The 20,949-nt window shown below is 70.9% G+C and carries 19 protein-coding genes and 2 pseudogenes; 13 read left to right on the forward strand and 8 right to left on the reverse strand.

What is annotated here, in order from left to right:
- Window positions 1–724, forward strand: a pseudogene (locus N4P33_RS17930) (hypothetical protein); the annotation flags it as partial.
- A 97-nt stretch (window positions 725–821) separates the two neighbouring features.
- Window positions 822–989, forward strand: a complete 168-nt coding sequence (locus N4P33_RS17935; RefSeq protein WP_260827633.1) for a hypothetical protein — start codon at window positions 822–824, stop codon at window positions 987–989.
- 81 nt (window positions 990–1,070) lie between these two features.
- On the opposite strand, the gene N4P33_RS17940 is transcribed toward N4P33_RS17935, so the two are convergent.
- The 5 genes and pseudogenes from N4P33_RS17940 to N4P33_RS17960 form a co-directional block, all read right to left on the reverse strand.
- Window positions 1,071–2,012 (reverse strand): 3-oxoacyl-ACP reductase, encoded by a 942-nt coding sequence (locus N4P33_RS17940; protein WP_260827634.1) that lies wholly within the window; start codon window positions 2,010–2,012, stop codon window positions 1,071–1,073.
- Entirely contained in the window at window positions 2,012–3,088 is a 1,077-nt protein-coding gene (locus N4P33_RS17945) for a Zn-dependent alcohol dehydrogenase (RefSeq protein WP_260827635.1), read from the reverse strand. Before N4P33_RS17945 ends, N4P33_RS17940 begins: the two co-directional genes overlap by 1 nt.
- A gap of 29 nt (window positions 3,089–3,117) precedes the next feature.
- Entirely contained in the window at window positions 3,118–3,975 is an 858-nt protein-coding gene (locus N4P33_RS17950) for a MaoC/PaaZ C-terminal domain-containing protein (protein ID WP_260827636.1), read from the reverse strand.
- Between the two features lie 183 nt (window positions 3,976–4,158).
- Window positions 4,159–4,905, reverse strand: a complete 747-nt coding sequence (locus N4P33_RS17955; protein ID WP_260827637.1) for a class I SAM-dependent methyltransferase — start codon at window positions 4,903–4,905, stop codon at window positions 4,159–4,161.
- A 227-nt stretch (window positions 4,906–5,132) separates the two neighbouring features.
- Window positions 5,133–6,089 (reverse strand): annotated as a pseudogene (locus N4P33_RS17960) (MFS transporter); the annotation flags it as partial.
- Between the two features lie 57 nt (window positions 6,090–6,146).
- On the opposite strand from N4P33_RS17960, the gene N4P33_RS17965 reads away from it, so the two are divergent.
- Genes N4P33_RS17965 through N4P33_RS17975 form a run of 3 tightly spaced genes read left to right on the forward strand, consistent with a single transcriptional unit; the run spans window position 6,147 to window position 10,077 of the window.
- Window positions 6,147–8,240, forward strand: a complete 2,094-nt coding sequence (locus N4P33_RS17965; protein WP_399029675.1) for a bifunctional polysaccharide deacetylase/glycosyltransferase family 2 protein — start codon at window positions 6,147–6,149, stop codon at window positions 8,238–8,240.
- Entirely contained in the window at window positions 8,240–9,385 is a 1,146-nt protein-coding gene (locus N4P33_RS17970) for an acyltransferase (protein ID WP_260827638.1), read from the forward strand. The genes N4P33_RS17965 and N4P33_RS17970 overlap by 1 nt, the downstream gene beginning before the upstream one ends.
- Window positions 9,382–10,077 (forward strand): demethylmenaquinone methyltransferase, encoded by a 696-nt coding sequence (locus N4P33_RS17975; protein ID WP_260827639.1) that lies wholly within the window; start codon window positions 9,382–9,384, stop codon window positions 10,075–10,077. Before N4P33_RS17970 ends, N4P33_RS17975 begins: the two co-directional genes overlap by 4 nt.
- On the opposite strand, the gene N4P33_RS17980 is transcribed toward N4P33_RS17975, so the two are convergent.
- Together N4P33_RS17980 and N4P33_RS17985 are read right to left on the reverse strand one after the other, a co-directional pair.
- Window positions 10,064–10,408 carry a PASTA domain-containing protein gene (locus N4P33_RS17980; protein ID WP_399029677.1) on the reverse strand — a complete coding sequence of 115 codons (345 nt, stop codon included), beginning with the start codon at window positions 10,406–10,408 and terminating at the stop codon, window positions 10,064–10,066. The genes N4P33_RS17975 and N4P33_RS17980 overlap by 14 nt on opposite strands.
- 117 nt (window positions 10,409–10,525) lie before the next feature.
- On the reverse strand, window positions 10,526–11,032 hold the full coding sequence (locus N4P33_RS17985) for a GNAT family N-acetyltransferase (protein WP_260827640.1): 507 nt from the start codon (window positions 11,030–11,032) through the stop codon (window positions 10,526–10,528).
- Window positions 11,033–11,131: 99 nt separating this feature from the next.
- On the opposite strand from N4P33_RS17985, the gene N4P33_RS17990 reads away from it, so the two are divergent.
- Window positions 11,132–12,415, forward strand: a complete 1,284-nt coding sequence (locus N4P33_RS17990; protein WP_260827641.1) for a geranylgeranyl reductase family protein — start codon at window positions 11,132–11,134, stop codon at window positions 12,413–12,415.
- 265 nt (window positions 12,416–12,680) lie between these two features.
- Here the strand turns inward: N4P33_RS17990 and N4P33_RS17995 are convergent, their stop codons facing one another.
- Complete coding sequence (locus N4P33_RS17995; RefSeq protein ID WP_260827642.1) at window positions 12,681–13,505, reverse strand: C40 family peptidase; 825 nt, start codon at window positions 13,503–13,505, stop codon at window positions 12,681–12,683.
- Between the two features lie 746 nt (window positions 13,506–14,251).
- Between N4P33_RS17995 and N4P33_RS18000 the strand changes: the two genes are divergently transcribed.
- The 7 genes from N4P33_RS18000 to N4P33_RS18030 form a co-directional block, all read left to right on the forward strand.
- Window positions 14,252–14,611, forward strand: coding sequence for an NADH-quinone oxidoreductase subunit A (locus N4P33_RS18000; protein ID WP_003974383.1), 360 nt, complete (start codon window positions 14,252–14,254; stop codon window positions 14,609–14,611).
- A gap of 13 nt (window positions 14,612–14,624) precedes the next feature.
- Complete coding sequence (locus N4P33_RS18005) at window positions 14,625–15,179, forward strand: NADH-quinone oxidoreductase subunit B family protein (RefSeq protein WP_018528252.1); 555 nt, start codon at window positions 14,625–14,627, stop codon at window positions 15,177–15,179.
- The gene (locus N4P33_RS18010; RefSeq protein WP_260827643.1) at window positions 15,176–15,955 is read left to right on the forward strand and encodes an NADH-quinone oxidoreductase subunit C; all 780 of its coding nucleotides are present in this window, start codon (window positions 15,176–15,178) and stop codon (window positions 15,953–15,955) included. Before N4P33_RS18005 ends, N4P33_RS18010 begins: the two co-directional genes overlap by 4 nt.
- Window positions 15,952–17,274, forward strand: a complete 1,323-nt coding sequence (locus N4P33_RS18015; RefSeq protein ID WP_260827644.1) for an NADH-quinone oxidoreductase subunit D — start codon at window positions 15,952–15,954, stop codon at window positions 17,272–17,274. Before N4P33_RS18010 ends, N4P33_RS18015 begins: the two co-directional genes overlap by 4 nt.
- Window positions 17,271–18,131, forward strand: coding sequence for an NADH-quinone oxidoreductase subunit NuoE (gene nuoE / locus N4P33_RS18020; protein WP_260827645.1), 861 nt, complete (start codon window positions 17,271–17,273; stop codon window positions 18,129–18,131). The genes N4P33_RS18015 and nuoE overlap by 4 nt, the downstream gene beginning before the upstream one ends.
- Window positions 18,131–19,480: an NADH-quinone oxidoreductase subunit NuoF gene (gene nuoF / locus N4P33_RS18025; RefSeq protein ID WP_399029673.1), complete on the forward strand. Its 1,350-nt coding sequence runs from the start codon at window positions 18,131–18,133 to the stop codon at window positions 19,478–19,480. The genes nuoE and nuoF overlap by 1 nt, the downstream gene beginning before the upstream one ends.
- Window positions 19,477–20,949 (forward strand): NADH-quinone oxidoreductase subunit G (locus tag N4P33_RS18030; RefSeq protein WP_260827647.1); only part of this gene is annotated, 1,473 nt, incomplete at its 3' end. The genes nuoF and N4P33_RS18030, both read left to right, overlap by 4 nt.

A 20,949-nucleotide genomic window follows, 5' to 3' on the forward strand; every position in this document is an offset into this window, starting at 1 on the left:
CGGGCCCGAGCGGCTCGCCGAGATCCCGGGCCGCTGCTCGGGCGGGGTGTGGCTGGACCGTGCGGGGCGCATGCTGGCACTGGACCGGGAGACGGGCGGGCGCACCAAGGCGGTCGTGGTGGATCTGGGGCGTGGCGGTGAGGTGTCGCCGCTGCTGCAGATCGCCGCCGAGAGCGACGACCGGGTGCTGCTCGCGGACCCGGACAGCGGGCTGCTGCTGATCCGCTCGGACGCGCCCTCGCCGGGCAGCGGCCGGCTGGGCTGGGGGGTGCTGGGCAGCACGCTGCCGGTGCGGTTCCCGGAGTGCCTGCGGCTGCCCGACTGCACGGTCACCCCGTTCGCGATCCAGCCGGGGCAGGTGCTGACCCCGGAGGGCTGTGCGGTGGCCCTGCGCGTCGACGGCCCGCTGGGCTCCTGGGTCGGGGTGTGGCGTCCGGCCGAGCGGCGGGTGCACCATCTCCCGGCGCCGGCGGGGTGGTTGGCGGGCAGCGGGCTGTGGACGCCGGACGGGGTGCTGCGCCTGCCGTATGCCACGGCGACGGTGCCGTGCGGGGTGGCCGCGCTGGAGGCGCCCGCGCGGGAGGAGAGGAGCGCTCCCGCCCCCATGGAACCGGAAGGACCGGAAGGACCAGAAGGACCGGAAGAAACGGCTCCCTCCGAGCCCGTGACGCCTCGCCCCGTTCCGCTCCAACAGGCGCCGTTGGGACGGCTTGTAACGAAGTAGTGGCGGTTGGCGTGGCCGCCTGGATTCGGGGCGTGGTGGGCCGGTTACACTCGCCCGGCTGTAGGAAAGATCATGTTTACGGGGTGAATTCCTTCCGATGAACGACGCCATCACGAACCAGGCGCACACCACTGAAAGCGCTCAGGTCGCCGCCGGGCACGGCAAGCACCGGGGCCCTGTCTCCACGCACGACGCGGAGACGACCCCGCGCGGCCGGCACCGCAGGCCGGTGGAGGACAACGAGCGTGCGGAGTCGGCAGCCTGACGTCACGTCAGGCAGGCTGAGTCGTACACCGGCCCCCGGCTGTCGCAGGACAGTCGGGGGCCGTCTCGTGTCCGGGCCCGTTCAGCCGCGCCGCAGCCCCAGCACCTCCACCGCCGCGAAGGTCTCTCCCTCCGGGCGTCGCTCGTAGTACGGCGTGAGCAGCGCGTCCAGTTCGCCGTACGTGAACGTCCCCTGCTTGCTGTCGAACTGCGCGGCGACCCGCGGCCGTTCGACGACCGCGACCATGCCGCCGTGCACCACGAAGAGCTGTCCGTTGACGCGCCCGGCGGCGGGTGCGGCGAGGTAGCCGACGAGGGGCGCGACGTGTTCGGGGGCGAGCGGGTCGTGGCCGTCGGGGGCCGGGGTCGTGCCGGCGAAGACGTCCTCGGTCATCCGCGTGCGGGCGCGGGGGCAGATGGCGTTGACGGTGACGCCGTACTTGGCGAGGGCGTGCGCGGTGGAGGTGGTCAGGCCGACGATTCCGCCCTTGGCCGCCGCGTAGTTGGGCTGCCCGGCGGAGCCGGCGAGGAACGCCTCCGAGGAGGTGTTGACGATCCGCCCGTGCACCGGCCGTCCCCCGTCGCGCTTGAACCGGTCCCTCCAGTGGGCGGCGGCGTGCCGGGTGGTGTTGAAGTGCCCCTTGAGGTGGACGCGGATCACGGCGTCCCACTCGTCCTCGGTCATGGAGAAGACCATGCGGTCGCGCAGGATGCCCGCGTTGTTGACGAGGATGTCGAGCCGGCCGTACGTGCCGACGGCCAGCTCGATCAGCCCGCGCGCCTGCGTGAAGTCGGCGATGTCCCCGGTGTGGGCGACGGCCGTGCCGCCCGCCGCGCGGATCTCGGCGACGACCTCCTCGGCGGGCCCGGCGGACGCCGCACCACTGCCGTCCCGGCCCGGCTGCCCGTAGTCGTTGACGACGACGGCCGCGCCGAGCCGGGCGAGTTCGAGTGCCTCGGCGCGGCCGAGACCGCGTCCGGCTCCGGTGACGACCGCCGACAGCCCTTCCAGCGGGCGCGTCATCAGATCTCCACGCAGGTGCGCAGGGCGGTGCCCGTGCGCATCTGGTCCAGGGCCTCGTTGATGTCGGCGAGCGGAACGCGGTGGGTGATCAGGCCGTCGAGGTCGACGCGGCCGGCCCGCCACAGGGCGATGGTCCGCTCGTAGGAGCGCACGACGTCACCGCCGCCGTAGAGCGACGGCAGGATGCGCTTCTCGTCGAAGAACAGCTCGAACATGTTGAGCTGCAGGAAGTCGTCCATGGCGCCCGCGCCGACCACGACGAGGGTGCCGCCGCGCCGGGTGGTCTCGTAGGCGGTGCGGGCGGTGGTGGAGCGGCCGACGACCTCGAAGACGTAGTCGAAGCCCTCGCCGCCGGTGAGCTGCTGCTTGGCGTCGGCGAGTTCGCCGGGGGCGACGGCCCGGGTGGCGCCGAAGCGCAGGGCGGCCTCGCGCCGGGTGCGCACGGGGTCGACGGCGACGATCTCCGCGGCTCCCTGCAGCCGTGCGCCCTGGATCGCGGAGATCCCGACGCCGCCGCAGCCGATGACGGCCACCGACGAACCGGCCGTGACATCGGCGGTGTTGAGGGCGGCGCCGAGTCCGGTGGTGACCCCGCAGCCGATGAGGGCGGCGATGTCGTAGGGCACGTCGTCCGGGATGGGCACGGCGCAGCCGGCGTCGACGACGACCTCCTCGGCGAAGGTGCCGGTGCCGGCGAAGCCGAAGACGTCGCCGACGGAGCGGCGGAAGTTGGGGGTGCCGGCGTTCATGAACCCGGCCAGGCACAGTTCGCTCTGCCCGCGCCGGCAGGACGGGCAGGCGCCGCAGGCGGGCAGCCAGCAGACGACGACCCGGTCGCCCGCCGTGAGCCCGGTGACCCCCTCCCCCACCTCGACGACCTCGCCCGCGCCCTCGTGGCCCGGCACGAACGGCGCCGGCTGCGGCAGGACGCCGCTCATCGCGGACAGGTCGGAGTGGCACAGCCCGGTGGCCCGCACCCGGATCCGTACCTTGCCGGGGCCGAAGCCCACCGCCTCGATGTCGTCGTGGACCTCGAGCTTGTCCTGGCCGGTCTCGTGCAGTACGGCTGCGCGCATGGCGGGGCTCCCCTCGGCTGTGGGCGGGTTCAGGTGTGTGCGACGGCGGTGTCGGCGAGCACGGGCGCGTCGTCCCGTTCCACCGCGCTGACGGCCACCCGCACCTCGCCGTCGCGGCGCCACATCCGGATCCGCAGCGTCTCGCCGGGGTACACGACTCCGGCGAAGCGGGTGCTGTAGGCGCGGACCCGGGTGACGTCCCCGCCGAGCAGCGTGTCGACGACGGCCTTGAGTGTCATGCCGTAGGTGCACAGTCCGTGCAGGATGGGCCGCTCGAAACCGGCCTGTCTGGCGAACTCGGGGTCGGCGTGCAGGGGGTTCCAGTCGCCGGAGAGGCGGTACAGCAGCGCCTGGTCCTCGCGGACGGCCCGCTCGACGGTGCGGTCCGGCTCCCCGGCGGGTGCCTCGCGCCGCACGGACGGCCCCCGGTCGCCGCCCCAGCCGCCTTCGCCGCGTACGTAGATCTGGGCGTCGTTGGTCCACAGCGGGCCGTCGGCGTCGGTGACGTCGGTGCGCATGACGAGGACGGCCGCCTTGCCCTTGTCGTACACGGCGGCGATGCGGTGCGTGGCGGTGGCGGTGCCCTCGGCGGGCAGGGGGCGGTGCAGGGTCAGCGACTGGCCGCCGTGCAGGACGCGGGCCAGGTCGACCTCGACGCCGGGCATGGACAGGCTGCCGATGACACCGGGTGCGCCGGCGCCCGCGACGGTGGCGAAGCTCGGCAGGACGTGCAGCCGGGACTCCAGGGTGTAGCGCAGTTCGCCGGGGTCGGTGGCGGGGGTGCCGGCGCCGATGCCGAGGTGGTAGAGCAGGACGTCCTTGGCTCCCCAGCTGATCTCGCCGGTCCGGGGTTCGGCGGCGAGCGCCTTGGCTGCGTCGATGGGCATGGGACTCCTGATCGCCGGATCCTGAACCGTTGCCGAAGACCCCGGTGCGACCGTCCGCACCGTCAGCCGCACCGAGGTCGTCACGTGGCCGCGGGAACCCGCCGTCGAGCTAGAACGCGTTCCAGTACGGCGCCCCTCTGTATAGCCCAGCCAGGAGGAGTTGTGAAGGCTCCTGACGTAGTGTCAGCTGACGGTGTCCGACTCGCGCCGGAACAGCCCCGTCCACAGAAAGTCCTCCCCGAAGCGGTCGCTGTCCTCCCCCTGCCGCACCATCCGCCGCAGCTCGACCTCCGTCAGGTTGGCGAAGATCCCCCGCAACGCCTCATCGCTGTAGGCGAGCCCACCCTGCAGCCCCGTGCCCTTGTAGTACTCGGCGTCGTCCAGTTTCGACCCCATTGCCCCGGCCGCGAAACAGGTCAGCGCGAAGTGACCACCCGGTGCGAGCACCCTCTCCAGCAGTGCGAGGTAGCTGATGCGGCGGTGCGGGGGCAGGTGGTGGAAGCAGCCGGAGTCGTAGACGAGGTCGTACGGGCCGCGGAGTTCCGAGGCGGTCAGGGCGAAGGCGTCGCCGCAGTGGAAGCGCACGCCCCGCGCCCCGGTCTCGCGGGCCCGCTCCCGGGCCCAGTCGAGGGCGGCCGGGGACAGATCCACCGCGTCCACCTCGAAACCCCGCTCCGCCAGGAACAGCGCGTTGCGCCCGGGACCGCAGCCGAGCTCGAGCGCCCGGCCCCCGGTGAGGACGCCCCGGTCGACGTACGACACCAGGCTCTCGTCGGGCTTCGGCACGAAGAAGGGGACCGGGCGGGAGCGGTCGGTGTAGAAGGTGTCCCACCATGCGGCGCCGCGCCGGGTCCAGCGGTCGGCCTCCGGTGCGAACAGGTCGTCCAGCAGGGCGAGTACGTCGTCGACGGTGCGTATGTTCCGGTCCATCCGGGCTCCTTCCGCGTCGGTCGATCGTAGGGCGGGAGGGGATGAAATCCCAGGTCAGACGGGACAGTTGGGGTCGTGTCCGAGTCGCCTGCCGGGCCTCTGCGCGCCCGGTGAGGCCGTCGGCGGCCCACGGCCCGCGCACGGCGTGAAGTCCCTTGCCGCACCCCGTCGAAGGCCGTCAGGGTGCCGTTCCCGGCCTCGCCTCGCCCGCTTTTCCGCGGCCCGGCTCAGTGCGCGGCCGCCGTCCTCCGGGGCAGCCACAGCCACATCAGCAAGGCCCCCGCCGCCAGCACCGCCGCGCCCGTGCGGAAGGCTAGGGCGTAGCCGTCCGTCAGGGCGGCCGGGGTGGCGGAGTCGCCCGTGCGGGCCGCGGCGAGGGTGGACATGATGGCGAGGCCCAGGGAACCGCCCATCGTGCGGGAGGTGTTGACCAGGCCCGAGACCAGGCCGGCCTCCTCGGGCGCGGCCCCGGACGTCGCGAGTGCGGCGAGCGGGGTTCCGGCGAGGCCCGCGCCCAGCATCATCAGGACACCGGGCAGCATGATCGAGGTCAGGTACGTCCCGTCCGCGCTCATCGTCGACTGCCAGCCGAACCCGGCTGTCGCGACGAGCGTGCCGAGCACCGCGACCGTGCGCGGTCCGGCCGTGCGCATCAGCCGGGGCGCCAGTTTGGAGCCGAGGACCACGGCGAGCGAGCTGGGCACCAGGGCGAGTCCGGCTTCGAGCGGGCTGTAGCCGAGCACGTTCTGCGCGTACAGGGTCATGAAGTACCACATGCAGAACATGGCGGCCCCGCTAACGAACATCGCCACGTTCGCCGACGCCACCGCCCGCAGCCGCAGCAGCCCGAGCGGCATCAGCGGCGCCTTGGCGCGCGCCTCGACGAGCAGGAACCCGGCGATGAGCGCGACCCCGGCGAGCAGCGGTACGACCGTGACCGGCGCCGTCCAGCCCTCGGCCTCGGTCTGCGAGATGCCGTACGCGAGCGTGCCGAGGCCGGCGGTGACGAGGATCGCGCCGGGCAGGTCCAGCCGCCGCCGGTCCCCGGCCCTGCTCTCGACCAGCCACAGCGTGGCGGCGGCGAGCACGACCGCCCCGACCGGCACGTTGATCAGCAGCACCCAGCGCCAGGACAGCGCGTCCACGAGCAGCCCGCCGACGAATCCGCCGGCCGCGCCGCCGCCCTCCAGCGGCCCCGCGTCCTCCTCTCCCTGCTGCTTCTGCTCGCCCTGACCTGCGTGATGCTGCTCGACGGCTATCTGCGCGCGGAGGTCGGCGGCGACCAGCGGGTCCGTACCGGCGCCTCGGCCGACGACGTACCCGAGGAGATCCTCGAGGGCGGCCCGATCCTCACCTTCCCCGGCGGGCAGGCCACGACCCTGTCCGTCCCGGACAAGACGATCGCGCTGACCTTCGACGACGGCCCGGACCCGACCTGGACGCCGAAGGTGCTTCAGATCCTGGAGGAGTACGACGTGCCCGGCACGTTCTTCCTGGTCGGCTCGATGATCGCGCGCTATCCGGACCTCGTGGAGGACCTGGTGGAGCAGGGCAACGAGGTCGGCATCCACACCTTCACGCACGTCGACCTGTCGTACCAGAGCGCCTCGCGCGTGACCCGGGAGATGGAGCAGACGCAGCTCGCCCTCGCGGGCGCGGCCGGCATCACCACCACCCTCTTCCGCGCGCCCTACTCCTCCAAGACGGACGCCATCGACGACTACAGCTGGGAGGTGTACCAACAGCTCGGCCAGGACGGTTACACCAGCGTCTTCATCGACACCGACAGCGAGGACTGGAAGCAGCCCGGCGTCTCGAAGATCGTCGAGGGAGCCACCCCGGAGGACGGCGAGGGCGCGTCGGTGCTCTTCCACGACTCCGGCGGTGAGCGCGAGCAGACGATCGAGGCGCTGCCGAAGTACATCGAGAAGATGAAGGCGAAGGGCTACACCTTCACCACCATCAGCGGCGCCATGGCCGAGCAGCAACAGCAGCCGGCCGGCGGTCCCGCCGACGCCGCAGCGGGTGGTGGGGACCCGCTCCAGGCCTCCCACCACCGGGCCACCGGCACCACCCTCTACGAGGGCAAGGCGCTCGTCGCGGCCGTCGCCGTCGCCGAGTGGACCGTGCCCGCGCTGTCGGCCGGCCTCGTCGTGGTCGGCGTCGCCGTCATGGGCCGGTTCGGGCTCATGCTGGTCCTCGCCCGCCGCCACTCCAGACAGCGCAACCGGCGTCGGTTCAGCTGGGGACCGCCCGTCACCCGCCCGGTGAGCGTGATCGTCCCGGCGTACAACGAGAAGGAGTGCATCGAGAACACCCTGCGCTCACTCGCCGTGAGCACCCACCCCATCGAGATCATCGTGGTGGACGACGGCTCCACGGACGGCACCGCCGACCTCGCCGAGTCCCTCGGCCTGCCGAGCGTCCGGGTGATCCGGCAGCAGAACGCGGGCAAGCCCGCCGCGCTCAACCACGGCATCCGCAGCGCCCGCCACGACATCGTCGTGATGATGGACGGCGACACCGTCTTCGAACCGGACACCGTACGGCGGCTCGTCCAGCCGTTGGCCGACCCGGAGGTCGGTGCCGTCGCAGGCAACGCGAAGGTCGGCAACCGGCGCACCCTCATCGGCGCCTGGCAGCACATCGAGTACGTGATGGGCTTCAACCTCGACCGGCGCATGTACGACGTGCTGCGCTGTATGCCGACGATCCCCGGCGCGATCGGCGCGTTCCGCCGCGAGGCGGTGCTCGGCGCCGGCGGGATGAGCGAGGACACCCTCGCCGAGGACACCGACATCACCATCGCCCTGCACCGCGCCGGCTGGCGGGTGGTCTACGAGGAGCACGCGCGCGCGTGGACCGAGGCGCCGCGCACCCTGCGGCAGCTGTGGTCGCAGCGCTACCGCTGGTCGTACGGCACGATGCAGGCGCTGTGGAAGCACCGTAAGTCCCTGACGGACAAGGGGCCTTCGGGGCGCTTCGGGCGGGTGGGCATGCCGCTGGTGGTGCTGTTCCAGGTGGTCACGCCGGTGTTCGCCCCGCTGATCGACCTGTTCACCGTCTACTCGATGATCTTCATCGACTTCCGGGCCGCGCTGCTGGCGTGGTGCGCTGTCCTGGGCGTGCAGCTGGTGTGCGCCGCGTACGCCTTCCGGCTGGACCGCGAGCGGTACCGGTATCTGCTGATGATGCCGCTGCAGCAGCTGGCGTACCGGCAGATGATGTACCTCGTCCTCATCCACTCCTGCGTCACCGCCCTGACCGGCGGCCGCCTGCGCTGGCAGAAGCTGAAACGCACGGGCGAGGTGGGCATGCCGACGGGGCCGCGCTGATGGGGCGGCACGGCAAGGGCGCGGTGCTCAGCGTGCCCGTGGCGGCGGACCCTGCCCCGACGCAGGCGGCCGGTGGCGGCCGGGACCGGTACTTCGACGGGCTGCGCGCCCTCGCTCTGGTCCGGGTCGTGGCGTACCACACCTTCTGCTGGGCCTGGGCGGGGCTGGTGTTCCCTTCGATGGGCGTGATGTTCGCCCTCGCCGGAACGCTGATGGCGAGATCGCTGCGGCGGCCCGCGGGGAAGGTGGTGCGCAGCCGGGTGCGCCGGCTGCTGCCGCCGTTCTGGTTCTGGGGCCTGTTCGTGGTGGGCGCGATGCTCGTGCACGGCTGGATGCCGGGGTGGCAGATCGTGTACTGGATCGTGCCGCTCGGCGATCCGCCGGGCAGCGCGTGGGCCGAGCAGGCCTGGGAGATCCTCTGGTATCTGAGGACGTATCTGTGGTTCGTGCTGCTGTCGCCGCTGCTGCTGCGCCTCTTCCGGGCGGCGCCGGTCCCGGTGCTGGTCCTGTCGCTCGCCCCGATCGCCGCGTTCACGCTCGCCTGGCAGCCCCCGGAGAACCGTCTCGGCAGCGCCCTCACCGACCTCGCCACGTTCCTGTTCTGCTGGCTTCTCGGCTTCGCGCACCACGACGGCGTGCTGGGCCGGCTGCGCCCGCTCGCCGTCGTCCCGCCCGCGCTCGCCGCGCTCGCCTGCGGCGGCTGGTACGCCCTCGCCCACCAGGCGTCGTACGGCGGCACCTACGACCTCGACGACAACCCGCTGGCGCAGGCCTTCTGGTCGGCCGGGTTCGTGACGCTGCTGATGTACGCGCACGCCAGGGTGCGCTTCGGCCGCGGCACCCCGGGTCGTCCGCCGCGCTTCCGGCGCCTGGACCGGCTGGTGACCCTCTTCAACGCCCGCGCGGTGACCATCTACCTCTGGCACCAGCCCGCGCTGATCCTCGCCGTGCCGCTGATCGACCGCTTCTGGGAGGTGCCCGCGTTCGAGGCGTATCTGCCGCTGGAGAGCCAGTGGTTCCTGTTCGGCGTGACCTGGATCCTGCTCGCCGTGTTCGTGCTCGCCTGCGGCTGGGTCGAGGATGTGGCCGCGCGCCGCACGCCGCGGCTTCTGCCGTGGGACCGGGCTGCAAGAATGAGCCCGTGACCCGCGCATCCCTGGACAAGCAGCCGCACGAAGTCGCCTCGATGTTCGACGACGTGGCGGAACGGTACGACCTGACCAACGACGTGCTGTCCCTCGGCCAGGACCGGCGATGGCGCAAGGAGGTCGCGAAGGCGGTCGACGCGCGCCCCGCGCAGAAGATCCTGGACCTGGCAGCCGGCACGGGCACCTCGTCGCTGCCCTTCGCCCGCACCGGCGCGTACGTCGTGCCCTGCGACTTCTCCCTCGGCATGCTCGCCGTCGGCAAGCGGCACCGGGCCTGGCTGCCGTACACCGCCGGGGACGCGACGAAACTCCCTTTCCGGGACGACTCGTTCGACGCCGTCACCATCTCCTTCGGGCTGCGCAACGTGCAGGACTTCGACGCCGCGCTGCGCGAGATGCACCGGGTGACCCGGCCCGGCGGGCGCATCGTCATCTGCGAGTTCTCGCACCCGACGTGGGCGCCGTTCCGCACCGTCTACACCGAGTACCTGATGCGGGCGCTGCCGCCGGTCGCCCGCGCGGTGTCCTCGAACCCGGACGCGTACGTCTACCTCGCCGAGTCGATCCGCGCCTGGCCGGACCAGCCGGCGCTGGCCGAGCGGCTGAAGGGCGCGGGCTGGTCGCGGGTGGCGTGGCGCAATCTGACGGGCGGCGTGGTCGCGCTGCACCGGGGCTTCAAGGACAGCTGAGCACCGCCGTGCGCGGGGCGTGCGGCTCGTCCAGTTCCCGCTGGAGCCCGCCGGAGGGCGGCAGCGGCCCGCGCGGCTCGCGCACCCCACCGCCGCCGTCGCCCTCACCGAGGTCGAACCACACGTAGACCATCGAGTCCCGCGGCACCTCCGCGCCCGGCTGCGGGTACTGGCGTACGACGTAGTCGACGACGGTGAGGTGGAGGTCCGGCCGGTCCGGCGCGGTCAGCCACAGCCCGCGCGCCCGGGCCGACTCCCGCGCGTCCACGGCCATCAGGCCGACCAGGCGCGGCACACGCACTTCGGGTGTCCGAAGGCCCTTGGGTGTCATACGCACGGACGTCACCCCCCTGCGGTACCGGCAGGGTAGACCCGCCCGCACCCCGGCAGGAAGCATCAAGTGGCGTTCCGTGACGTTTCATTACCGTGCGTGATGAGGGCTGGGGTTTCAGAGGTCCAGGCGGTAGCAGTGGGCCTCGCGCCTGCCGACCGGGGTGGTGAACCGCTCCTCCAGGCGCATCCCGAGCCGCTGAGTGACCGCTATCGAGCGGGAGTTGCGGGCGTCGACCATCGCCACCACGCTCGGCACACCGGCCGCGCGCACCCGCTCCAGCGTCTGCCGCGCCGCCGCGGTCACGTACCCCATGCCCCAGTGCTCCCGGCCGAGCCGCCAGCCGATCTCGATCTCGCCCGTCGGGCCCCAGTCCTGCGGCCACGGCTGGGCGCCCGTGAAGCCGAGGATGCGGTCGGAGGCGTCGAGCATGGTCCACAGGCAGAAACCGAACTCGGCGTCGTGCCGCCGCTGGCGGGCGGTGAGCTCCTCGTAGACCGACAGCTCGGCGGACCTGCCGCCGTGGAACTCCATGACGTCCGGATCGTCGAAGAGGCGGTGCCAGACGAACGCGTCCTCGTGGGTGGGGACGCGCAGCCGTACGGCGGGGAGAGCTCGGTTCACGTCGGGCAGCCCTTCAGCCGGGTGATCGATTGTGCTGCATAGACTGCCCATGTCCAGTGCCGGTCGGCACGCAGATTTCGAACTTGGGGAGATCCCGCCGTGACCGAGCCCCTCTCCGACAACACCGCCGATGTGATCGTCGTGGGCGCGGGGCCAGCCGGCTCCACCACCGCCTACCACCTGGCCCGGGCCGGACTCGACGTGCTGCTGCTGGAGAAGACCGAGTTCCCGCGGGAGAAGGTCTGCGGTGACGGTCTCACCCCGCGCGCGGTCAAGCAGCTGGTGTCGATGGGCATCGACATCTCCGAGGAGGCCGGCTGGCTGCGCAACAAGGGCCTGCGCATCATCGGCGGCGGGGTCCGCCTCCAGCTGGACTGGCCGGATCTCGCCTCCTTCCCCGACTACGGTCTGGTCCGCAAGCGCGACGACTTCGACGAGCAGCTCGCCCGGCAGGCGCAGAAGGCCGGCGCCCGGCTCTACGAGCGCTGCAACGTGGGCGCCCCGATCGTCGACGACCGCACCGGCCGCATCACAGGCGTGAAGGCCAAGCTCGGCGAGGACAAGCGCGAGGTCTTCTTCCACGCCCCGCTCGTGGTCGCCGCCGACGGCAACTCCACCCGGCTGTCCCTGGCGATGGGGCTGCACCGCCGCGAGGACCGCCCGATGGGCGTCGCCGTGCGCACGTACTTCACCTCGCCGCGCCACGACGACGACTACCTGGAGTCCTGGCTGGAGCTGTGGGACCGCCGCGGCCCCCAGGACCGTCTGCTGCCCGGCTACGGCTGGATCTTCGGCATGGGCGACGGCACGTCCAACGTCGGCCTGGGCGTCCTGAACACCTCCGACTCCTTCAAGGAGCTGGACTGGCGCGAGGTCCTCAAGGCCTGGTGCGCCTCGATGCCGGAGGACTGGGGCTACACCCCCGACAACATGACCGGCCCGATCCGCGGCGCCGCGCTCCCCATGGCCTTCAACCGCCAGCCCCACTACACGCGCGGGCTGCTGCTGGTCGGCGACGCGGGCGGCCTGGTGAACCCCTTCAACGGCGAGGGCATCGCCTACGCCATGGAGTCCGGGCAGATCGCCGCCGAGGTCATCGTGCAGGCCCACGCGCGAGCCACCCCGGCCCAGCGGGAGATCGCCCTCCAGCGCTACCCGCGCGTCCTGAAGGACACCTACGGCGGCTACTACACGCTCGGCCGCGCCTTCGTGAAGCTCATCGGCAACCCGAAGGTCATGCAGATCGCCGCGCAGCGCGGCCTGACCCACCCGATGCTGATGCGGTTCACCCTGAAGCTGCTCGCCAACCTGACCGACCCGACGGGCGGCGACGCGATGGACCGCATCATCAACGGGCTGAGCAAGGTGGCGCCGAAGGCCTGAGCGCCTCTGTGGGCGGCCGGGGTCCCGGGTGGGGCCCTCGGCCGCCTTTCGCGTACCCGGGGCACCGTGAGGGCCCGTCACGGGCGTGTACGCGGGTCGCGGCCGCGCATGCCGGATCGTCAACGCGCGTCCAGGCGGGGACGATCCGGGCAATCGGGCGATCTTGCCCCTCTGGAGCGTCCGGCCGGCCGGACGAGAACGGACGAGGGTCGCTGCCCCCGAGCGGCAGCGACCCTTCAGTCCGTTATGAGCGTGATGCTCTGAATCAGAGCACGCGCACGGCGCCCGACGCCGGGTAGCCGGAGAGGTCCTGGATGACGACGCCCTTGGAGGGGTTCGCGGCGTCCAGGTACTGGCCGTTCCCGATGTAGACACCCGTGTGGTACGCGGAGCCCTTGCCGCCCCAGTAGAGGATGTCGCCGACCTGGATCTGGGACAGCGGGATGTCGGTGCCGACCGTCGACTGGTCCTGCGAGACCCGCGGCAGGTCGACGCCGACCTGGCGGAACGCGGCCTGGACCAGGCTGGAGCAGTCCCAGGCGTTGGGACCGGTGGCACCCATGACGTAGGCGTCGCCGACCTGCGCCTTGAGGAAGGAGATGACCGTCGCGACGCTGCCGCTGGCCGGCGCGGAGGCGGTCGTAGTGCTGGTGAGGGAGGGGCGCTCGGCGTTGCGCGCCGCGCGCTCGGCGGCGGCCTTGCGGGCCTCCTCCGCCGCCTTCTTCTTCGCCTCGGCCTTCTTCTTGGCCTCGGCGAGGTCCGCCTTGGCCTCCTTGGCGGCCTTGGCGGCGGCCGCGTCACGCTCGGCCTGCAGCTGGTAGTTCGCGGCGGCCTGCTGGGTGACCTCCGCGGACTGGGCGACCTGGGTGGACAGGTCCGCCGTCAGGGTGGGCAGTTCGAGGGTCTGCGTCACCGGCTCGGCCGCGTTGGCCGCGCTGGACGCCCCGGCGACTGCCAGGGTGCTGAGGACGCCACCGGCAACTCCGGCCCGCATCGCGATCGTGGAGGTCGCGGTGCGGCGGGGCTTCCGGTGGCTGCGTATGTGAGCGGTGTGGGACATGGGAACAACCGGTACCAGGGGCTCCTTCATATCTTCAAGAAACGTGTCCTGCGCCACAGTTGTTCAATGAGGGCCCCGAACGCCGGGCGCGTCGCTCCTTATTGACGCCGTAACGGACATTGCGGGCACCCCATGAGGGGGCTGTGATCACGGCGTTTCATCATTACGCCCGAATTGCCCTCCGCCTACCACTGGTTGGACTGGTTGGCCAATCCCGGTTCTCAGGCGCCTCTCATGAATGTGGCGGAGGTCACGGAACGATTACCCCTGCCGTCGCGTCGCGTCGCACCGGTCACGGCCGGATCACGGCCGGATCACGACCCCCGGACTTCGTGAACGCGTGCACGTGGTCCGGACGCGTCCACATCGCGCCCCGGCGCCCCTCTGATGTGTGAACGCGGCCTCTACCAAGAGATCGAGTCCAGCACCAATTTGCATGCAAGCGAACTCTCTTGATATGGAGACGCGCCCCCTGGCCTGCGCTGACGAGCCAAAATGTCACCTCTGGTGATCGCCCGGACGCTTCGCGTGTGAAGATCACCGCTCATCCGACTTCATGATCGTTCGTCAGGTGGTGGAGATCACAAAGCTTGTGCAATACCCCGTGTCGCAGATCACAGACCGGCGGGCATAAGATGCGGAGCGGTTGGGCTTGTGACCTGCTTCACATGTTCTCGATCTTCGCCGGGGCGGGCGTGGTTCGTGGGGCAGTTGAGGCGGATGAGCCCGATGCACAACCGCCAGCAGTCAGTGCCGACTGAGAGGAGCGAGGAGCGGTGAACGCGTATGCGCCCATCCTCGTACTGGGAGCCCTCGGGGCAGGCTTTGCGATCTTCTCCGTGGTCATGGCCACGCTGATCGGTCCGAAGCGGTACAACCGCGCCAAGCTCGAGGCCTACGAGTGCGGTATCGAACCGACCCCCACGCCGGCCGGCGGCGGGCGCTTCCCCATCAAGTACTACCTGACGGCGATGCTCTTCATCATCTTCGATATCGAGATCGTCTTCCTCTACCCCTGGGCCGTCACCTTCGACGCCCTGGGGATTTTCGGGCTCGTGGAGATGCTGCTCTTCGTGCTCACCGTCTTCGTCGCGTACGCGTACGTATGGCGGCGCGGCGGCCTGGAATGGGACTGAGGGGCCTTTAGACATGGGACTCGAAGAAAAGCTGCCGAGCGGCTTCCTGCTGACCACCGTCGAGCAGGCCGCGGGGTGGGTGCGCAAGTCGTCCGTCTTCCCCGCCACGTTCGGCCTCGCCTGCTGTGCCATCGAGATGATGACCACCGGCGCCGGCCGCTACGACCTGGCGCGCTTCGGCATGGAGGTCTTCCGCGGCTCACCGCGCCAGGCGGACCTGATGATCGTCGCCGGCCGGGTCAGCCAGAAGATGGCGCCGGTGCTGCGGCAGGTCTACGACCAGATGCCGAACCCCAAGTGGGTGATCTCCATGGGGGTCTGCGCCTCCTCGGGCGGCATGTTCAACAACTACGCCATCGTCCAGGGCGTCGACCACATCGTCCCGGTCGACATCTATCTGCCCGGCTGCCCGCCCCGGCCCGAGATGCTGATGGACGCCATCCTCAAGCTTCACCAGAAGATCCAGTCCTCCAAGCTCGGCGTCAACGCCGAGGAAGCCGCCCGCGAGGCGGAGGAGGCGGCGCTCAAGGCCCTGCCCACGATCGAGATGAAGGGGCTGCTGCGATGAGCGACGCACCCAAGGACGCGAACGGGGTGAACGGCAACGGCGCGGCGAACGGCAACGGCGTGAACCCCGAGAAGGACCTCTCGGCCGAGAACCTCCCCGGCCAGCGCGGCCAGGGCGGCGAGGAGATCCGGGTCCAGCGCGGCATGTTCGGCGCCAGCAACGGCGGCGACACCTCCGGCTACGGCGGCCTGGTCCGCTCGGTCCGGCTCCCGGGACCGGCGAACCGGCCCTACGGCGGCTGGTTCGACGAGGTCGCCGACGAACTCGAGGGCGCGCTGGAGGAGCAGGGCCTGCTCCCGGAGAACGCCATCGAGAAGACGGTCGTCGACCGCGACGAGATCACCTTCCACATCGAGCGCGAGCACCTCGTCCGGGTGGCGAAGACCCTGCGCGACGACCCGGCGCTGCGCTTCGAGCTGTGCACCGGCGTGAGCGGCGTCCACTACCCCGGCGACAAGGGCCGCGAGCTGCACGCCGTCTACCACCTGCGCTCGATCACCCACAACCGGATGATCCGGCTGGAGGTCAGCTGCCCCGACAGCGACCCGCACATCCCGTCGCTGTTCTCCGTCTATCCGACGAACGACTGGCACGAGCGCGAGACGTACGACTTCTTCGGCATCGTCTTCGACGGTCACCCGGCCCTGACGCGGATCATGATGCCGGACGACTGGCAGGGCTTCCCGCAGCGCAAGGACTACCCCCTCGGCGGCATCCCCGTCGAGTACAAGGGCGCCCAGATCCCGGCTCCGGACCAACGGAGGTCGTACTCGTGAGCACCTCGCACGCATCCCCTCGTGAGACCACCGAAGGCACCGTCTACACGGTCACCGGCGGCGACTGGGACGAGGTCGTCCAGACCGCGGCCCGCGCCGACGACGAGCGCATCGTCGTCAACATGGGACCGCAGCACCCCTCCACGCACGGCGTGCTCCGCCTGATCCTGGAGATCGACGGCGAGACCGTCACCGAGGCCCGCTGCGGCATCGGCTACCTCCACACCGGCATCGAGAAGAACCTCGAGTACCGGACGTGGACCCAGGGCACCACGTTCGTGACGCGCATGGACTACCTGACGCCGTTCTTCAACGAGACGGCGTACTGCCTGGCCGTCGAGCGGCTCCTCGGCATCGATGACGAGATCCCCGACCGCGCCTCGATCATCCGCGTGCTCCTGATGGAGCTGAACCGCCTCTCCTCCCACCTGGTGTGCATCGCCACCGGCGGCATGGAGCTCGGCGCGACCACGATCATGATCTACGGCTTCCGTGATCGTGAACTCATCCTCGACATCTACGAGCTGATCACCGGCCTGCGGATGAACCACGCGTACATCCGCCCCGGCGGACTCGCCCAGGACCTGCCGCCCGGCGCGGTGGACCAGATCCGCGAGTTCGTGAAGAAGATGCACAAGAACCTCCCGGAGTACGACAAGCTCGCCACCGGGAACCCCATCTTCAAGGCCCGTATGCAGGACATCGGCTACCTGGACCTGGCCGGCTGCATGGCGCTGGGTGCCACCGGCCCGATCCTGCGCTCCACGGGTCTGCCGCACGACCTGCGCAAGGCCCAGCCGTACTGCGGATACGAGACCTACGACTTCGAGATCCCGACCGCCGACACCTGCGACGCCTACGGCCGCTTCCTGATCCGGCTCGAGGAGATGCGCCAGTCGCTGCACATCGTCGAGCAGTGCCTGGACCGGCTCGAGCCGGGGCCGGTCATGGTCGCCGACAAGAAGATCGCCTGGCCCGCCCAGCTCGCCCTGGGACCGGACGGGCTCGGCAACTCCCTCGACCACATCAAGAAGATCATGGGTACCTCCATGGAGGCCCTGATCCACCACTTCAAGCTGGTCACCGAGGGCTTCCGCGTCCCGCCCGGACAGGCGTACGCGGCCGTCGAGTCGCCCAAGGGCGAGCTCGGGGTGCATGTCGTCTCCGACGGCGGCACCCGCCCCTACCGGGTCCACTTCCGCGACCCGTCCTTCACCAACCTGCAGGCCATGGCGGCGATGTGCGAGGGCGGCCAGGTCGCCGACGTCATCGTCGCCGTCGCGTCCATCGACCCCGTGATGGGAGGCGTCGACCGGTGACCACCTCATCTTCCGAGCGGGGCGTCAGCCTGGGCATGCCGGAACTGCCCGCACCCGCCTACCCGGACGACGTCCGGGCCCGGCTGGAGACCGACGCGCGCGAGATCATCGCCCGCTACCCGGACTCCCGGTCCGCCCTCCTGCCGCTGCTGCACCTCGTGCAGTCCGAGGAGGGCCATGTCACGCGCACCGGGATGCGGTTCTGCGCGGACATGCTGGGCCTGACCACCGCGGAGGTGACCGCGGTCGCCACCTTCTACACCATGTACCGGCGCAAGCCGAGCGGCGACTACCAGGTCGGGGTGTGCACCAACACCCTGTGCGCCGTCATGGGCGGGGACGCGATCTTCGAGGAGCTCCAGGAGCACCTCGGCGTCGGCAACGGCGAGACCACCGACGACGGCAAGGTCACCCTCGAGCACATCGAGTGCAACGCGGCCTGCGACTACGCGCCCGTGGTGATGGTCAACTGGGAGTTCTTCGACAACCAGACCCCCGAGACCGCCAAGCGCCTCGTCGACGACCTGCGCGCCGGCCGCCCGGTCGCGCCCACCCGCGGCGCCCCCCTGTGCACCTTCAAGGAGACCGCCCGCATCCTGGCCGGCTTCCCCGACGAACGGGAGGGAGCCGTCGAGGCCACGGGAAGCGCGGGACCCGCCTCCCTGATCGGCCTGAAGCTCGCCAAGGGCGAGGCCGCCCCCGCGCGTGTGGTGCACCCGCGGGGCGAGGCGCCCCAGGACGCTCCGCCGCACGAGCCGTCGCCGACCGAGCACCTCAGCTCGCACGACGCGCCGCAGGACACATCGGCCTCCGACCCGGCGCACCCGGCCGGACCTACCGCCGAGGAGGGGGAGTGATGACCTTGGCACCCGAACTGAAGGACACCAGCCCGGAGAAGCTGCTCGCACCCGTGCTGTCGGCCTTCTGGGACGAGGACGAGTCCTGGACGCTGGACGTCTACAAGAGGCACGAGGGGTACGAGGGGCTCCGCAAGGCGCTGGCCATGTCCCCGGACGACGTCATCGCGTACGTCAAGGACTCGGGTCTGCGCGGCCGCGGCGGCGCCGGCTTCCCCACCGGGATGAAGTGGCAGTTCATTCCGCAGGGGGATGGAAAACCGCACTATCTAGTTGTCAACGCCGACGAATCGGAGCCCGGAACGTGCAAGGACATTCCGCTCCTCTTCGCGAACCCGCATAGCCTCATCGAGGGCATTGTCATCGCCTGTTATGCCATCAGGTCGTCTCATGCCTTCATCTATCTGCGCGGTGAAGTCGTCCCCGTGTTGCGGCGGTTGCACGCGGCCGTGCGCGAGGCGTACGAGGCGGGCTACCTCGGCGAGAACATCCTCGGCAGCGGACTGAACCTGGAACTCACCGTGCACGCGGGCGCGGGCGCGTACATCTGCGGTGAGGAGACCGCGCTGCTGGACTCGCTCGAAGGCCGCCGTGGTCAACCGCGGCTGCGTCCCCCCTTCCCTGCTGTGGCCGGCCTCTATGCCTGCCCGACTGTGGTGAATAACGTCGAGTCCATCGCTTCAGTTCCCGCCATCATGAACCGGGGCAAGGAATGGTTCCGGTCGATGGGAAGCGAGAAGTCCCCGGGCTTCACGCTGTATTCCCTCTCCGGCCATGTCGCGAACCCCGGCCAGTACGAGGCGCCGCTCGGCATCACGCTGCGCCAGCTGCTCGACATGAGCGGCGGCATGCGGCCGGGGCACCGCCTGAAGTTCTGGACCCCGGGCGGTTCCTCGACGCCCATGTTCACCGACGAGCATCTCGACGTCCCTCTTGATTACGAAGGAGTGGGCGCCGCGGGTTCCATGCTCGGCACAAAAGCTCTCCAGTGCTTCGACGAGACGACCTGCGTGGTGCGCGCCGTCACCCGCTGGACCGAGTTCTACGCCCACGAGTCCTGTGGCAAGTGCACCCCCTGCCGCGAGGGCACGTACTGGCTCGTCCAGCTGCTGCGCGACATCGAGGCCGGCAAGGGCCGCATGTCCGACCTCGACAAGCTGAACGACATCGCCGACAACATCAACGGCAAGTCCTTCTGCGCCCTCGGCGACGGCGCCGCCTCGCCGATCTTCTCCTCGCTGAAGTACTTCCGCGAGGAGTACGAGCAGCACATCACGGGCCGCGGCTGCCCCTTCGACCCGGCCAGGTCCACGGCCTGGGCCGACCACCGTACGGAGGTGAACGCATGACCGTGACCACCAGCGCTCCCTCCGGAGGAGGCGAGGCGGCCATCCCGCCCGAGGACCTCGTGACGCTGACGATCGACGGCGTCGAGATCAGCGTGCCCAAGGGCACCCTGGTCATCCGCGCCGCCGAACAGCTCGGCATCGAGATCCCCCGGTTCTGCGACCACCCCCTGCTCGACCCGGCCGGCGCCTGCCGCCAGTGCATCGTCGAGGTCGAGGGCCAGCGCAAGCCCATGGCCTCCTGCACCATCACCTGCACCGACGGGATGGTGGTCAAGACCCACCTGACCTCGCCGGTCGCGGAGAAGGCGCAGAAGGGTGTGATGGAGCTGCTGCTCATCAACCACCCGCTGGACTGCCCCGTCTGCGACAAGGGCGGCGAGTGCCCGCTGCAGAACCAGGCCATGTCGCACGGCAACGCCGAGTCCCGCTTCGAAGGTAAGAAGCGCACCTACGAGAAGCCCGTGCCGATCTCCACGCAGGTGCTGCTCGACCGTGAGCGGTGCGTGCTGTGCGCCCGCTGCACCCGCTTCTCCAACCAGGTCGCGGGCGACCCGATGATCGAGCTGATCGAGCGGGGCGCGCTCCAGCAGGTCGGCACCGGCGAGGGCGACCCGTTCGAGTCGTACTTCTCCGGGAACACCATCCAGATCTGCCCGGTCGGCGCGCTCACCTCGGCCGCCTACCGGTTCCGCTCGCGCCCCTTCGACCTGATCTCCTCGCCGTCGGTCTGCGAGCACTGCTCCGGCGGCTGCGCCACGCGCACCGACCACCGGCGCGGCAAGGTCATGCGGCGCCTCGCGGCCGAGGACCCCGAGGTCAACGAGGAGTGGATCTGCGACAAGGGACGCTTCGCCTTCCGCTACGCGCAGCTGCGGGACCGTCTCGACACGCCGCTGGTGCGCAACGCGGAGGGCGATCTGGAGCCCGCCTCCTGGCCGGAGGCACTCCAGATCGCCGCCCAGGGGCTGCTGGCCTCCCGCGGCCGCACCGGCGTGCTGACCGGCGGGCGGCTCACCGTCGAGGACGCCTACGCCTACAGCAAGTTCGCGCGCGTGGCGCTCGGCACCAACGACATCGACTTCCGCGCGCGCGTGCACAGCAGCGAGGAGTCCGACTTCCTCGCCGCCCGGGTCGCCGGCCGCGGACGCGACCTCGACGGCACGGGCGTCACGTACACGGCGCTGGAGCAGGCGCCCGCCGTCCTGCTCGTCGGGTTCGAGTCCGAGGAGGAGGCGCCCGGTGTCTTCCTGCGGCTGCGCAAGGCCTGGCGCAAGCACGGGCAGCGCACCTTCGCGCTGGCCACGCACGCCACGCGGGGTCTGACGAAGGCCGGCGGCACGTTGCTGCCCGCCGCGCCCGGCACCGAGACCGAGTGGCTGGACGCGCTCGCCGGCGGTGTCGGCCTGGAGGGCGACGGGGCGAAGGCGGCCGAGGCGCTGCGCACCGAGGGCGCGGTGATCGTCGTCGGC

Source organism: Streptomyces sp. 15-116A, from assembly GCF_025290915.1.
In the GTDB taxonomy this organism is placed as follows: Bacteria; Actinomycetota; Actinomycetes; order Streptomycetales; family Streptomycetaceae; genus Streptomyces.

Bases quoted from the DNA above. Each gene is read 5' to 3' on its own strand.
- nuoF (WP_399029673.1), top strand. From the start codon at position 18,131: ATGACCTTGGCACCCGAACTGAAGGACACCAGCCCGGAGAAGCTGCTC.
- N4P33_RS17950 (WP_260827636.1), bottom strand. From the start codon at position 3,975: ATGCCCATCGACGCAGCCAAGGCGCTCGCCGCCGAACCCCGGACCGGC.
- N4P33_RS17995 (WP_260827642.1), bottom strand. From the start codon at position 13,505: ATGAAGGAGCCCCTGGTACCGGTTGTTCCCATGTCCCACACCGCTCAC.
- N4P33_RS17970 (WP_260827638.1), top strand. From the start codon at position 8,240: ATGGGGCGGCACGGCAAGGGCGCGGTGCTCAGCGTGCCCGTGGCGGCG.
- N4P33_RS17940 (WP_260827634.1), bottom strand. From the start codon at position 2,012: ATGACGCGCCCGCTGGAAGGGCTGTCGGCGGTCGTCACCGGAGCCGGA.
- N4P33_RS18010 (WP_260827643.1), top strand. From the start codon at position 15,176: ATGAGCGACGCACCCAAGGACGCGAACGGGGTGAACGGCAACGGCGCG.
- N4P33_RS17935 (WP_260827633.1), top strand. From the start codon at position 822: ATGAACGACGCCATCACGAACCAGGCGCACACCACTGAAAGCGCTCAG.
- N4P33_RS17965 (WP_399029675.1), top strand. From the start codon at position 6,147: ATGCTGCTCGACGGCTATCTGCGCGCGGAGGTCGGCGGCGACCAGCGG.
- N4P33_RS17980 (WP_399029677.1), bottom strand. From the start codon at position 10,408: ATGACACCCAAGGGCCTTCGGACACCCGAAGTGCGTGTGCCGCGCCTG.
- N4P33_RS17955 (WP_260827637.1), bottom strand. From the start codon at position 4,905: ATGGACCGGAACATACGCACCGTCGACGACGTACTCGCCCTGCTGGAC.
- N4P33_RS18005 (WP_018528252.1), top strand. From the start codon at position 14,625: ATGGGACTCGAAGAAAAGCTGCCGAGCGGCTTCCTGCTGACCACCGTC.
- N4P33_RS17945 (WP_260827635.1), bottom strand. From the start codon at position 3,088: ATGCGCGCAGCCGTACTGCACGAGACCGGCCAGGACAAGCTCGAGGTC.